Consider the following 13,585-nt stretch of genomic DNA (forward strand, 5'->3'; position numbering starts at 1 on the left):
AACTGCGTGGTTTCAGCGCAGGAAACACTGGAAGCAGAAGGTTTAACGCAGGAATGCGGGACCTTCTGCTTTTACTTTATTCGGAGGAAAATATTATGAATCTTATGGAACAGGACCTGACAGCAGGTAATATCACAAAACAGCTTATCCGGTTTGGAATCCCGCTGTTTTTTGCCAATCTTCTTCAGTCCTTTTACAGTATCGTGGACATGCTGGTGGTGGGACATGTGGTGGGCAGCACAGGGCTGGCTGCAATCAGCAACGCGTCCATGATTAGTTTTATTATCAATTCCATCTGTACTGGCGTGACCATGGGGGGAACAGTTCTGGCAGCCAGGTGCAAGGGCGCAGGGGACAGACAGGGACAGAGGGAAACCATAGGCACCCTGTTTTCCCTGTCGGCCGGGGCTGCAGTGCTGGTGACACTGGCAGGGCTGGCCGTCTATCCCCCTGTATTCAGACTGCTGGGCGTGCCGGAGGCCGCCATGAAGGATGCCTGTGACTATATGTTTATCATTTGCTGCGGGACCATCTGCGTCTTTGGCTACAATGCTGTATGCGCCGTCATGCGGGGCATGGGGGATTCCCGGAGCCCCCTGTATTTTGTCCTGGTGGCAACGGCGGTGAACATCATACTGGACATCCTGCTGGTGGGGGTATGGGGGATGGGGACAAAGGGCGCTGCCTATGCCACTGTTTTCTCCCAGGGCCTGTCCTTTGCGGTTTCCGTGGTTCATCTGCGGAGGCGGGATTTTGTCTTTGATTTCAGGCGGAGGAGCTTTGCTGTAAAATGGGACAGGCTGGTATCCATTCTGTCAGTGGGGCTGCCGTCCGCCGTACAGATGGTGGTGGTCAATCTCTCCTATCTGCTGATAACCGGTATGTTCAATGCCCATGGCATGGAGGTGGCTGCCGCTGCGGGAATCGGACTCAAAGTCAATACCTTTGCAGGCATGCCCTGCTGGGCTGTGGGGCAGGCTGTGACAGCCATGACGGGCCAGAACATGGGGGCAGGTGAGACGGGACGCGTAAGGGAGACAGTGAGGACAGGGCTGGCGATTAATCTGGCGGTTACGCTGTGCGCGGTCCTGGCAGTCCAGGTATATGCGGTCCCCATCCTGTCCCTGTTTGCGCCTTCTGACCAGGCTGTGGTCCAATACGGCGTCCTGTATCTGCGCATCTGCTGCTGTGCCAACAGTCTGGTATATGCGGTCATGTATACCTACGATTCCTTTGCCACCGGCGTGGGAGCTGCCTATGTGGCAATGGCCAACTCCCTGTTTGACTCTGTGGTGGCGCGCCTGGCCCTCAGCTGGCTGCTGGGTTCCCTGATGGGGCTTGGGTTTACGGGAATATGCCTGGGGCAGGCCCTTTCGCCCCTGCTGCCCGCCCTGGCAGGAGCCTGGTATTTCAGGTGGGGAAGATGGGAAAAGAAAATGGGAGAGGCAAAAGAAGGGCAAGGGAAAAACAGACAGCAGATTTAAGTGGAAAAAAACCCCTGATTTATGTATAATGAAGACAGCAATAAACGCGGCATGAAGGAGGTTTACATAATGGAGAATTTTGAGTTTTTCACACCCACCAGGATGATATTCGGAAAGGATACCCATCTGCAGGTAGGAAAGATTGTAAAGGAATATGGATTTAAGAAGGTGCTGGTGCATTTCGGCGGGGCCAGCGCTAAGAAGACAGGACTTCTGGATGCGGTTACAGGTGCCCTTGAGGCGGAGGGAATACAGTATGTAACGCTGGGGGGCGTGCAGGCCAATCCCACCCTGGCAAAGGCAAAGGAGGGCATCAGCCTGTGTCTGAGGGAGGGAGTGGACCTGGTGCTGGCTGTTGGAGGAGGAAGCGTGATTGATTCTTCCAAGTGTATAGCAGACGGCGCAGGGAATCCGGATGTGGATGTATGGACCTATTTCCGCCAGGAGGCGGTTCCGGCCAAGGCCCTGCCGGTCGGCGTTATCCTCACCCTGTCTGCATCCGGCAGCGAGATGAGCGCTTCCTGTGTGATTACAAACGAAGAAAATGGCTTTAAGCGGGGTTTTAACAGCTTGACCCACCGCCCCCTGTTTTCCATCTGCAACCCGGAGCTGACCTGCACGGTAAGCAGATACCAGACAGCCTGCGGCACGGTGGACATCATGATGCACACCCTGGAACGGTATTTCAGCAAGACCAGGGACACGAATCTGACGGACCGAATAGCCGAGGCCCTGTTAAAATCCACGGTGGAGGCTGGCAGGATTGCCGATAAGGAGCCGGATAACTATGAGGCCAGGGCCGCCCTTATGTGGGGAGGAAGCCTATCCCATAACGGACTGACAGGGGCAGGAAGGAATTTCTTCATGCAGGTGCACCAGCTGGAGCATGAGCTTTCCGGCATGTACCCCTCCATTGCCCATGGGGCTGGTCTGGCAGCTCTGTGGCCATCCTGGGCCAGGTTTGTGTGTCCTTCCGATGTAAACCGTTTTGCCCAATATGCGGTCCAGGTGTGGAACATAGACATGGATTTTGACTGTCCCATGAACACGGCACTGGCGGGAATCCGGGCCACGGAGGATTTTTACAAGAGTCTGGGTATGCCCTCCTCCCTGAGGGAACTGGGCGTGGAGGAAGAACGCCTGGAAGAGATGGCTTGGAAATGCACCAACATGGGTAAACGCACCCTGCCGGGTATACGGGAACTGGGCAAGGAAGAGATGATGGAAATTTACAGGATGGCCATGGGGGAGTAGGGAGCATGGGCATGCAGTGTCCGCAGGAGTTTGGCATACCAGGAAACAATAAGGAGACAGGGAATGGATGCAATTGACAGCCGCAGAAGCATACGCAGGTTTTCAGACAGGGAGATACCGGAAGAGGTTATCTGTAAAATTATAGAAAGCGGGATAAAGGCCCCGTCAGCCAAGAACAGGCAGCCGTGGAGATTTATGGTTATCCAGGGACAGGCCAAGGCGGACATGCTGAAGGCGTTCCGGGCCGGCATCCAGCGGGAGAAGACAGGCCGGGCGCTGCTGCCGGACAGCAGCAGACACCTGGGAGGCGCGGAGTACACGGTCCGAATCATGGAACAGGCGCCTGTGGTTATATTTGTTTTGAATCCGGAAGGAAAAGGGCTGTTTGCTCCCCTGAACGATGAAGACCGGATTTATGAGCTCTGTAATATCCAGTCTGTCAGTGCTGCCATTGAAAATATGCTTTTGGAAGCAGCGGATATGGGAATCGGCAGTCTGTGGATTTGCGACATATTTTTTGCCTATGAGGAGCTGTGCAGATGGATGGACTGCGGGGATGAGCTGGTGGCGGCCGTGGCCTTTGGCTATGGGGAGGAGTCCCCGTCCCCCCGTCCCCGCAAAGGGCTGGAGGATGTAGTGGTCTGGAAACAGTAAGTCCGAACATTAAGCCTGAAATGCAGAAATTATGGCGCGGCCTATTGCCAAGCGCCTCCATGTGTGCTATGATGCAGCTATAATAAAATAAAGTTCTTCGGGGCAGGGTGTGATTCCCTACCGGCGGTAATAGTCCGCGACCCGCTATGGCGGCTGATTTGGTGCGATTCCAAAACCGACAGTATAGTCTGGATGAGAGAAGAAGATGTGTAAGCGGTAGATGAACAGGCCCCGGATTATTTGCGTATCCGGGGCTTTTATAGTGCACGCATTCCGAAGGACATGTATCGCACGTAAGCAGCCAAAATACGGCTGCCAAGTGCTCATAACGAGCCACTCCACTAGGTTCGTGAAAGACCTCACCAAGTGGAGGTGACATGTATCGCACGTAAGCAGCCAAAATACGGCTGCCAAGTGCTCATAACTAGGAGGATAGGAAAATGAAACAGAATCGTTTGCTTAGTGTAAGGAATGTAACCGTCATGGCCATGTTTGGCGCTCTGGCGGCAGTGCTTATGATTTTTGAGGTGCCGCTGCCATTTATAGCACCGTCGTTTTACGGCATGGACATCAGCGAGGTGCCGGTGCTGGTGGGAACCTTTGCCCTGGGCCCTGTGGCAGGCGTTGTCATGGAGCTGGTGAAAATTTTGGTGAAGCTGATACTGAAGCCAACCAGTACCGGATTTGTGGGTGAGTTTGCCAATTTCTGCTTTGGATGCTCCCTCGTGCTTCCGGCCGGTATTATCTACAGGCTTAAGAAGACAAAGAAAGGGGCAGTTATGGGAATGGCGGCAGGAACCGTGATTATGACAATCGTGGCAGTGATACTCAATGCAGTTGTCATGCTGCCTTTCTATTCCCACTTTATGCCCCTTGACACCATCATTGCGGCTGGCGCAGCCATTAACCCTGCTATCAGCAACGTATGGACATTCGTAATCCTGGCCGTGGGCCCCTTTAATATACTGAAGGGAGCCATTGTAAGCCTGCTCACCGCCCTGGTTTATAAGAGGGTCAGCGTCATCATCCATTCGGATTCAGGAAGACGGGCGGTTAAGGCTTCTTAAGGACAGACAACAGGCATGTGACGGGTATCAGCCGCGGGAGGGGGCCTGTTTTACCGGAATCATCTCAATATACCCCCTGGCCCCAACCGGTTCCAGCTGAATCCTGGGATTTTCAGGGTCGGGAACCAGGCCGATGACCGACAGGTCGTACCGGTCCATGGCTGTCTGAACCATCTGAATGGCCTGGCAGAAGTCCTCTTCCTCAAAGGGCTCTCCCTGAAACATGAGGTACCTGGCGGCAGGCAGCTCAATTATATCAAAACCCTCAGGCACAGGGCCGCTGTAGTCCGGGGCAACTTCCACACCCTGTACATACAGGGAGGTTCCCTCCGGGCGGTACTGCCTGGGAAGCCAGAGGCATACCGGTTCCCCGCTGATGGACCTGATGCTGGTGAGAAGCCCCCACACGTCACAGCCGGCTTCATTGCAGTAGGTCCAGTAATCCTCTGCGTTTACGCCGCGTTTAAGTATGACTTTGCGGGCTGGTTTTTCAATGACCTGAATAAATACATTTTTAATTTGTTCCATATTCACTGGCTCCTTTTCTATGAATCTGTATTTTACGCCGTAGGGGGTCATCAGATAAAGGGGTACGGGATGTGCGGCGTACTCGCGGGGATTACAGCCAAATTCCCGGTGAAATGCCCTCTGATACCCGTCCACGCTTCCGAATCCCATGTCAAATGCGGCATCAATGATTCTGCAGTCCTCATCCCGCAGCCGCAGGGCGGAACGGGACAGCTTGAGGCGCCGGATATAGTCAGCCGGTGAAAGTCCGGTCAGCTCCTTAAAAAGCCTGGCAGAATACCAGGGAGAAAAATGGGAGGCTTCCGATAAATCAGCCAATGAAATGGCTTCCTGCCAATGGCTCTCTATATAATCCTGCATTCTCTGGACTGCTTCTATCCGCTCTTTCATCTATATCACCTCCTGCATTTAAGATTATACTGAACCGGGAAAAGGAATTCTCGACTATTCTTGCACAGATTGGCTATAAGATGGGAATCCAGTATTCAATCAGACTCTTTCCGTCCTGCCCTGTTTTTTCCCCGTATTTTGCAAAGTCATACATGGCTTCGCTGTTTAACCGGCAGGTGGATTGGGGAAACCACACTTTATAGATGTATTCAGCCACAGGCTGCAGGCTGTCCTCACACCGTCCCCTGAAGCAGAACACAATATATCGGGAGGCGGGAAGCACCTTCCGCACCATTCCCGCCGGAAGGTCTGCCTGGACGCCGGTGCTGCGGACTCCGGAAAAGGGCCGTGAGGCATTCCGGATTTGGGCGTCAGTACAAGAGGGAGAGGTATCCCGGATTTGGGCGGCAGCATAATAATCAAAGGCCGGCTGTCTTTTTCCATCCATATCCCAATTCGTGTAATCATTGAGCCCAATGAGAAATTCCATCTCGGTCCGGCCCGGAATCAGATGCTTTTTTGCATGTATCCGCCGCCAGCAGGTTCCTATAACAAAAAATCCCAGGCGCGTATTTCTGCAATAGCCGGCCAGACAGATGGCCTCGCTGTCAGCGGTCCGTATATCCATCACCGCGTCTCCTCTCAGATAATCCTTCCCGTCCACCGTGAATTTTAACTGGAATGGATGGAAGTCCCCCCTTTTCCTGAATGCATCAGGACTGCATCTGAATACGGATTTAAAACCAGCGCTGAAGGAACGCTGGGTTTCATATCCCGCGGACAGGGCTATATCCAGAATGGGCCTGCCGGTAAAGACCAGCGCCCTGGCAGCTTCGGTGAGCCGCCTTCTCTGGATGTAGCCATGTACGGTAAAGCCTGTGATGCTTACAAACATTTTGCTCAGATGGTATTTCGAATAATTTGCCTGCCTGGCCACGCTGTCAAGGGTCAGGTCTTCTTCCAGATGGCTGTCTATATAGTCCACAGCCTCCCGGATGGTTTCAAGATTTGTCTTCATGTTTATCACCCCTATCCAGTATATAATATCTGCATCCGCGAAGTTTCACATTTCTTGCGGATATAAGCAGAAAAATCACCACGGAACATAAAACCGTGGTGATTTCGCATCTCATGATATGACCATGCAATACCGTATACCCTTCAGGTTACAGGGGAATGATTTCACCGTCATCCGGCACAAGCAGGTTGCCGTGATAGTACTGCCTGCCTTCGGATGTATAAAGGGATTTGCGCTCTGCCAGGTGTTTGTCCTCGGTATGCCATAATACAAGGTTGGGGATGGAGAGTTCCTCCCCCAGCTCGCAGGCCTCCTTCACCGTGCTGTGGTGCTTTTCGTAGGGCTCGAATATCTCACGGTCCCGGTACAGACAGAATGCCTCGTGGAGCAGCCAGTCGCTGCCCTCCACATAGGGGCGGCACTCTGCATTATAGGGTTCGTCGCCTGCGCAGGTGAATCTGCGGCCGTTTTTCAGGATGGTGGTAAAACCGAACTGTCTGGCCTTGGTAGACAGGATGTCAAAGAAGGTGACATCATAGTCCAGGATACGGACTGTCTCGCCGTCCTCCACAGGCACCAGGAAAATGCGGCTTCCAATCATCTTATAAAACTTGCCCTGAATGGTCAGGCGGCAGATGGTGGAGATGGTATCCACCAGTCCCTGGTGGCAGTAAATCTGCAGTTCTCCTTCATACTTCCCTTTTTTCATGGCGGCAGCCACCATGCGCACCATCCAGACAATACCCATGATATGGTCCGTGTGCTCATGGGTCACGAAAATGTTGTGGATATGGCACAGGTCCACATCCATATCCTCCAGAATGCGCAGGATGCCGTTTCCGCCTCCTGCATCCACCATGAAATATTCATCCCCGTCCTTTATTGCAAAACAGGTGTTATAACAGCGGGTGGCCTGGGCATTTCCTGTTCCAAATACGTATAATTCCTCCATTGGCATCTCTTCTCCTTAGAAAAAATTTAGATAATCTTAAACCTTTGTTCAGCTGGAAAAACTTTTCATTTCATTAAGAATATGTTACTATAACTTTAAATAAAATGCAATTGGGATTGGGGGAATATGATGATGAGGGATTTGGCATATCTTAAGCTCCTGGCAAAAGAATACCCCACAGTTAAGGAAGCCACCAGCGAAATTGTCAATCTGACAGCGATTTGCAGCCTTCCGAAGGGAACAGAATACTTTTTCAGCGACCTGCACGGGGAGTATGAGGCGTTCATACACCTGCTGCGGTCTTCGTCCGGTATCACCAGGGAGAAAATCAAGGAGACATTCGGCCACCTGATTCCGGAGGAGGAGCAGGTACAGCTGGCCAACCTGATTTATTATCCGGAGCGGAACCTGGCCCGTATGATGAAGCAGGGGCACTACACCGAGGATTGGCAGAAAATCACCATCTACCGCCTGGTACAGAGCTGCAAGGAGGTGTCCTCCAAGTACACCCGCTCCAAGGTCCGCAAAAAGATGCCGCAGGAATTTGCCTACATCATTGACGAGCTGCTTCACGTGGACTACAACGACGATAACAAGAAACTGTACTATAACGAAATCATACATTCCATCATTGAGAATGATACGGCGGACAAGTTCATCATTTCCCTGTGCCACCTGATTCAGAACCTGACCATTGACAATCTGCACATTATAGGGGACATCTATGACAGAGGTCCCAGGGCGGACATCATTATGAATGAGCTCATGTGCTTCCACGATGTGGACATACAGTGGGGGAACCATGATATTTCCTGGATGGGTGCAGCCACAGGCAATCTGGCCTGCATCTGCAATGTGCTGCGCATTGCCATCAGCTACAACAGCTTTGATGTGCTGGAGGATGGCTACGGTATCAATTTAAGGCCACTTTCCATGTTTGCGGCCAAGGTGTACCAGGAGGACCCCTGTACGCGGTTTATGCCCAAGATTCTGGACGAGAACATCTATGATGCGGTGGACCCCGGTCTGGCTGCCAAGATGCACAAGGCCATTGCCGTGATTCAGTTCAAGGTGGAGGGCGCCATGATTAAGCGCCATCCCGAGTATGAGATGGACGACAGGGTTCTGTTGTCCTGTATTGATTTTGAGAAGGGAACCGTGGTGATAGACGGGAAGACATTTCCTATGATGGATATGAATTTCCCCACCGTGGACCCCAAGAATCCCCTGGAACTGAGCCGGGGGGAGAAGGAGCTGCTGCGCACCCTGCAGGCCTCCTTTAAGCACGGGGAACTGCTGCATAAGCATATAAGGTTCCTGTATTCCCATGGAGCCATCTATAAATGTTATAATTCCAATCTCCTTTACCATGGCTGTATCCCCATGAAAAAGGATGGTTCTTTCGATACCATTACCATGAATGGGGTATCCTATGGAGGGAAGGAGCTGATGGACTTCTTTAACCAGCAGGTGCAGAATGCCTATTTCATGCCTGAGGGAACACCTGGAAAGGAACTGGCCATGGACATGATGTGGTATCTGTGGTGCGGGGCAAAATCCCCGGTGTTCGGCAAGGATAAGATGACCACCTTTGAACATTATTTTGTGGAGGATAAATCCACCCACAAGGAAGTGATGAATCCCTACTACCAGCTGAGCCTGAAGGAAGAATTCTGCAACCGCCTGCTGGAAGAGTTCGGGCTACCCGTGGAGGGCTCCCACATCATCAACGGCCATGTGCCTGTAAAGCTGAAGGACGGGGAGAAGCCCATGAAAGCGGGCGGGAAGCTGTTCATCATTGACGGCGGTCTGTCCAAGGCTTACCAGAGCACCACGGGCATTGCTGGATATACATTGATTTATAATTCCCACCACCTGGCCCTGGCGGAGCACAGGCCCTTTGACCCAAAGAAGGAGAGCACTCCCAAGGTATCCGTGGTAGAGAAGGTAAAGAGCAGGGTGATGGTGGCTGATACGGATAAAGGAAAAGAATTAAAAGGACAGATAGCCGATTTGAAGGAGCTGGTAGCTGCCTACAGAGAGGGAACGATTAAGGAAAGGGTTGAGTAATGAGCAGGACAGAATTTTTGCAGGGACTAAAAAGCGAGCTGGAAGGACGGGTGCCCTATTCCGTCATACAGGAGAATTTGAGGTATTATGACTCCTATATCATGGAGGAGGCTGCCAGGGGCCAGACAGAGGATGAGGTCATAGAGAGTCTGGGAGGCCCTAGAATCATAGCCAGGACCATAGTGGATGCAGTCCTAGACACCGAGGACAGGCCGGACGGATTTGATTCCTTTGAATCAGATGCAGCCTACCGGACCGGGTCAGCAGGCGGCAGCCAGGAAGAACGGGAGCCGTTTGGCAGCAGGAACCGGGAGGTCCATTATGTGGACTTCAGCAAATGGTATGTCAGGCTCATTGCCGGGCTGGTGGTATTCCTGGTTATATTCCTGGTAATGACCGTGTTCTTCGGCATCATGGGACTGGCCGGCTGGATTCTGTCTTATATATGGCCGGTGCTGCTGGTCATGCTGGCCGTGTGGATGTTCAGGGGACCCAGAAGATAATCAGCGGATAATAAGACGCTGATATTACAGGAGCTGTTAAAAAGCAGCTCCTTTTTCTTGACAAAAATGTGAATAAATAATATACTGATTTTAATAAACGTAATATTTGCGTAATATTTACATTTTCAGGAAAATAGATGGCAGTTAGGAGAATCAGCGTGAACATAAGGGGATTAAGGAAAGGAATCATAAAGGCATCGGGATTTATGTGCCTGTGTGCAGGACTGTGGGTGATGAACCCCATGGACAGCCAGGCAGCCGTAAGACAGGCAGAGGTCCAGACACGGTCCTCCTATGTGGTGAAGATAGAGGCGCCCGCCGTGGACGTACACAGAAGCGCCAGCGAGGGTTCTGCCAGACAGGGCCAGGTCATGAGAGGGCAGACCTATGAAGTCCTGGGCAGGACGGAACAGGGCTGGGTCAAGATTCGCACCGGCGGAAGAGAAGGGTACATAAAGACATCAGGTAATGCCACATTGGTGGAAAAAGCCCATGAAACCGTGGATGAGAATGCCAAGATGCGCCGCCAGGTAGTTGAGTATGCCCTTCAGTTCGTGGGCGGACGTTACCAGTACGGCGGAGTGGACCCCAATAAGGGTGTGGACTGCTCCGGCTTTACCAGATACGTGCTGGGCAAGGCGGCATCCATCAGCCTTCCCCACTCATCCACAGGACAGTCCTCCTACGGAAAGGCTGTGACAGAGGACCAGATGCAGCCGGGGGACCTGCTGTTTTATGCCGGGGGCGGCGGTATCAACCATGTAGCCCTGTACATAGGAAACGGGGAAGTGGTACATGCATCCACAGAGAAGACGGGAATCAAGACCTCCCCATATGATTACAGAAAACCAGTTAAGATTGTGAGCCTGCTGTCCTGAGACAGCGGGCTTTTTTTGGTTTGGACCTGCGGGAAGAGTTGTTAAAGGGGAAAAGTTCATTTTTAATTCAAAATCACTACATAAAATGTTAAAAATAATGAAGGAAATATTAAATATGTCTAAAATTGTTGACGTAAGACAAAATTGTGATATAATACATTTGTAATGAATGTAACAATTATGTAATAAATAAAACTCCGGCTACATTCAGCATAAAACCATGATGGGAGAGTTTCTTCAATGAGAAAAATGTTAGGCAGCCTTTTAAAGGCAGGAGCTGTATGCGGGATGCTGATGGTTATGAACCCATTCACTTCCCTGGCTGCAATCGGCCCTGGATTCACAGCAGGTACATACGTGGCCACCATTACAGCGGAGAGCGTCAACATTAACAAAAGCCAAGACAGTGAAGAAGTACTGATGACAGCCAAGGTAGGGAGTGAATACGAAGTTCTGGAGGACATGGGAAACGGATGGATGAAGGTCCGGGTCAATGATTCCGAAGGATTTCTGCCTGTATCCGGTAATGCCACCGTGGAGCAGGTAGGAGAGGATGAGATGGCAGAGGTACAGCAGGACGCCATTGAGGCTTCAGGTACATATAAGCGCCAGCAGGTAGTGAATTATGCCATGCAGTTCGTAGGCGGAAGATACAAGTACGGCGGCAGCGACCCGCGCACCGGGACGGACTGTTCCGGATTTACCAGATACGTCCTGCAGAATTCAGCAGGCATATCCATGAACCGCTCCTCAGGCGGACAAGCCCAGCAGGGGATTGCCGTCAGCGCCGACCAGATGCAGCCGGGGGATTTGATTTTTTACGGAAGCGGAAGAGGAATCAACCACGTAGCCATGTATATCGGCAACGGACAGATTGTACATGCTTCAACGGAGAGGACAGGCATTACCGTGTCCAACTGGAATTACAGGAATCCGGTGAAGATAGTGAATGTGTTAGGATAGGATTTTCAATATATATAAGCAGGGCCTGCCGGAGCAATCCGGCGGGTCCTTGTGCTTTTGGGCCTGGATGCATGGGAGCAGGGGGATGGCTGACCGAACAAAAAAGACCGTTCTCCATAGGAAAACGGTCTCTGTCAGGTCAATCTCTATTATGCGGCGCAGACATTTACTGCCTGTAAGCCTCTTGGGCTGTTTGTGATGTCAAATGTAACTGGCTGGCCCTCTTCCAGAGACTTAAAGCCATTGGAAGAAATTCCGGAGAAATGAACGAAAATATCCATTCCGTTCTCTTCGTTTGTAATGAAGCCGTAGCCCTTCTGTGAGTTAAACCATTTTACTGTACCTTTGTTCATGAAAGATACCTCCATAATATAATATTATATTTTTCGATAAAAATAAAAATCACATATTTTTGTAAATCATCATAGGAATAATGACTTACAAAAATATGTGAAATCAAAATCTTATAAAAAATACTTCTTAACCATACCATGTTCTGCAGGGGAAGTCAAGGGAAAATCAAAAAATTTTAAAGGGTATTTTGGTGAGTATATGTGAAGGGTGTGGTATACTGTTTCCTGCAGGATACAGAAACGAAATGAAAGAGGGAAAAGTGATGAGGGCAGTTAAATGGAAGATTGGCCTACTGTCATTGGTTTTAAGTGCAGCGTGTACATTTAATACCTTTGCAGAATGGAAACAGGCATAGGACGGAAGCTGGAAGTTTTATAATACGGATGGGACATTGGCCTGCAATAAATGGGCAAAGTCCGGGGAGGCCTGGTTTTATTTTGATGAGAACGGTACAATGGCCAAAGATAAACTGATTGATGATAATGGAATATTTTATTATGTTGGCGCTGACGGAAAAATGATAACAAATACATCGGTTGTTGTGGACAGCGTAACCTATTATGCCAGGAATAACGGCGCCCTGTCTGTTTCCCAGACCAATGAAAGCAGGGCGGATTTTAGAAATTGTAACTGGAACAGCTCAGGGGCGGATATAAAGCCCAGATATATTATGATTTTGGGGTGGATGGAGCATTGCACAGCGGTTTGTATATTTTTACCGAAGATTTTTCGCAGGGGTCTTACTATATAGATATGTATGGCGCGCTGAAAGATTCCTTGAATTCATTATACGGAGAGCCGGCGTCAGATAAGATACGCAGCCGCGGCGACAGGGATTTGATAGAAATGCTGGACAGCGCTACAGCCCTGTCACTTGGGTATACCGGCTACAGAACTGTATGGAATACAAGCACAACCGATATATACTTAACCATGGATTCCTCTGATTATGACATAAATGTTTATGTGGAATACAGACAGAAGGGATATGAACAGCCGTCAAATACCGGCGGTTTATAGGATGTGGATTCGGCTGCACTCCTTCATACACAAAGAGTTGCCCCTGGATAGGGGAGCTATCCAGGGGCTTCTCAAGGGGAGTATAAATAATTAATAAGGATGAGGTCATGGTTTAAGGGAAACCATTTTACCTCATATTATTTATAATATATTTTATGGAAAAAAGCAACCTTTTTTTATTTTATCGTATAAAAGTGGTGCAATTCTGCCATACTATTGCTGTAACTAAATAAGAATGTTTTTAGGAGGTATTGAAGATGTCCAATAAGAATAACTTCAACAACGACATGGAAAACAGCTCAAGAAACTGCAGCCAGCAGAATAACAGCCAGAACAGCTCTCAGAACAATTCCCAGAACAATTCCCAGAACAGTTCCAGGAACCCCGTCTTTGGACTTTAACACCATAATTCTTTAGGGGCAATTCAACACATCATATATTTACAGTCAG

The 13,585-nt window shown here is 50.3% G+C and carries 15 protein-coding genes and 1 riboswitch; of the genes, 11 read left to right on the forward strand and 4 right to left on the reverse strand.

Translation table 11 applies throughout. The annotated features are described in order from the left end of the window. Positions 1 to 95 precede the first annotated feature (95 nt). The 4 genes from FGS84_RS06735 (at position 96) to FGS84_RS06750 (ending at position 4,459) form a co-directional block, all read left to right on the forward strand. Entirely contained in the window at positions 96 to 1,484 is a 1,389-nt protein-coding gene (locus tag FGS84_RS06735; RefSeq protein ID WP_138306907.1) for an MATE family efflux transporter, read from the forward strand. Positions 1,485 to 1,553: 69 nt separating this feature from the next. Next, a complete protein-coding gene (locus tag FGS84_RS06740; RefSeq protein ID WP_138306908.1) occupies positions 1,554 to 2,738 on the forward strand; it encodes an iron-containing alcohol dehydrogenase in 1,185 nt (394 codons plus the stop codon). Between the two features lie 63 nt (positions 2,739 to 2,801). Then, positions 2,802 to 3,392 carry a nitroreductase family protein gene (locus FGS84_RS06745; RefSeq protein WP_138306910.1) on the forward strand — a complete coding sequence of 197 codons (591 nt, stop codon included), beginning with the start codon at positions 2,802 to 2,804 and terminating at the stop codon, positions 3,390 to 3,392. 89 nt (positions 3,393 to 3,481) lie between these two features. Then, a riboswitch (FMN riboswitch) is annotated at positions 3,482 to 3,600 on the forward strand. Between the two features lie 232 nt (positions 3,601 to 3,832). Then, positions 3,833 to 4,459, forward strand: coding sequence for an ECF transporter S component (locus tag FGS84_RS06750; RefSeq protein WP_138306912.1), 627 nt, complete (start codon positions 3,833 to 3,835; stop codon positions 4,457 to 4,459). Positions 4,460 to 4,486: 27 nt separating this feature from the next. On the opposite strand, the gene FGS84_RS06755 is transcribed toward FGS84_RS06750, so the two are convergent. From FGS84_RS06755 to FGS84_RS06765, 3 genes are all read right to left on the reverse strand, one after another. Beyond that, the gene (locus FGS84_RS06755) at positions 4,487 to 5,377 is read right to left on the reverse strand and encodes an AraC family transcriptional regulator (protein WP_138306914.1); all 891 of its coding nucleotides are present in this window, start codon (positions 5,375 to 5,377) and stop codon (positions 4,487 to 4,489) included. Between the two features lie 73 nt (positions 5,378 to 5,450). After that, positions 5,451 to 6,395, reverse strand: a complete 945-nt coding sequence (locus FGS84_RS06760; RefSeq protein WP_138306916.1) for an AraC family transcriptional regulator — start codon at positions 6,393 to 6,395, stop codon at positions 5,451 to 5,453. Positions 6,396 to 6,543: 148 nt separating this feature from the next. Next, positions 6,544 to 7,347 carry an MBL fold metallo-hydrolase gene (locus FGS84_RS06765; RefSeq protein WP_347563800.1) on the reverse strand — a complete coding sequence of 268 codons (804 nt, stop codon included), beginning with the start codon at positions 7,345 to 7,347 and terminating at the stop codon, positions 6,544 to 6,546. A 132-nt stretch (positions 7,348 to 7,479) separates the two neighbouring features. Here FGS84_RS06765 and FGS84_RS06770 point away from each other — a divergent pair, with 132 nt between their 5' ends. The 4 genes from FGS84_RS06770 to FGS84_RS06785 all read left to right on the forward strand — a co-directional run bounded on the left by FGS84_RS06770 (position 7,480) and on the right by FGS84_RS06785 (position 11,761). After that, a complete protein-coding gene (locus FGS84_RS06770) occupies positions 7,480 to 9,417 on the forward strand; it encodes a fructose-1,6-bisphosphatase (protein WP_138306954.1) in 1,938 nt (645 codons plus the stop codon). Then, positions 9,417 to 9,920 carry a DUF1700 domain-containing protein gene (locus FGS84_RS06775; RefSeq protein WP_138306921.1) on the forward strand — a complete coding sequence of 168 codons (504 nt, stop codon included), beginning with the start codon at positions 9,417 to 9,419 and terminating at the stop codon, positions 9,918 to 9,920. Before FGS84_RS06770 ends, FGS84_RS06775 begins: the two co-directional genes overlap by 1 nt. A 137-nt stretch (positions 9,921 to 10,057) precedes the next feature. Then, positions 10,058 to 10,798: a C40 family peptidase gene (locus FGS84_RS06780; RefSeq protein ID WP_138306923.1), complete on the forward strand. Its 741-nt coding sequence runs from the start codon at positions 10,058 to 10,060 to the stop codon at positions 10,796 to 10,798. 240 nt (positions 10,799 to 11,038) lie between these two features. Beyond that, positions 11,039 to 11,761 carry an NlpC/P60 family protein gene (locus FGS84_RS06785; protein ID WP_138306925.1) on the forward strand — a complete coding sequence of 241 codons (723 nt, stop codon included), beginning with the start codon at positions 11,039 to 11,041 and terminating at the stop codon, positions 11,759 to 11,761. A 149-nt stretch (positions 11,762 to 11,910) separates the two neighbouring features. Here the strand turns inward: FGS84_RS06785 and FGS84_RS06790 are convergent, their stop codons facing one another. After that, positions 11,911 to 12,114 (reverse strand): cold-shock protein, encoded by a 204-nt coding sequence (locus FGS84_RS06790; RefSeq protein ID WP_138306927.1) that lies wholly within the window; start codon positions 12,112 to 12,114, stop codon positions 11,911 to 11,913. Positions 12,115 to 12,506: 392 nt separating this feature from the next. On the opposite strand from FGS84_RS06790, the gene FGS84_RS06795 reads away from it, so the two are divergent. From FGS84_RS06795 to FGS84_RS30725, 3 genes are all read left to right on the forward strand, one after another. Then, a complete protein-coding gene (locus FGS84_RS06795) occupies positions 12,507 to 12,866 on the forward strand; it encodes a hypothetical protein (RefSeq protein WP_138306929.1) in 360 nt (119 codons plus the stop codon). Positions 12,867 to 12,892: 26 nt separating this feature from the next. Continuing rightward, positions 12,893 to 13,135 carry a hypothetical protein gene (locus FGS84_RS06800; RefSeq protein WP_138306931.1) on the forward strand — a complete coding sequence of 81 codons (243 nt, stop codon included), beginning with the start codon at positions 12,893 to 12,895 and terminating at the stop codon, positions 13,133 to 13,135. Between the two features lie 257 nt (positions 13,136 to 13,392). Continuing rightward, positions 13,393 to 13,536, forward strand: coding sequence for a hypothetical protein (locus tag FGS84_RS30725; protein WP_171042552.1), 144 nt, complete (start codon positions 13,393 to 13,395; stop codon positions 13,534 to 13,536). Positions 13,537 to 13,585 lie beyond the last annotated feature (49 nt).

Origin of the sequence: Clostridium sp. 1001271st1 H5, from assembly GCF_005845215.1 — a bacterium.
GTDB lineage: Bacteria > Bacillota > Clostridia > Lachnospirales > Lachnospiraceae > Enterocloster.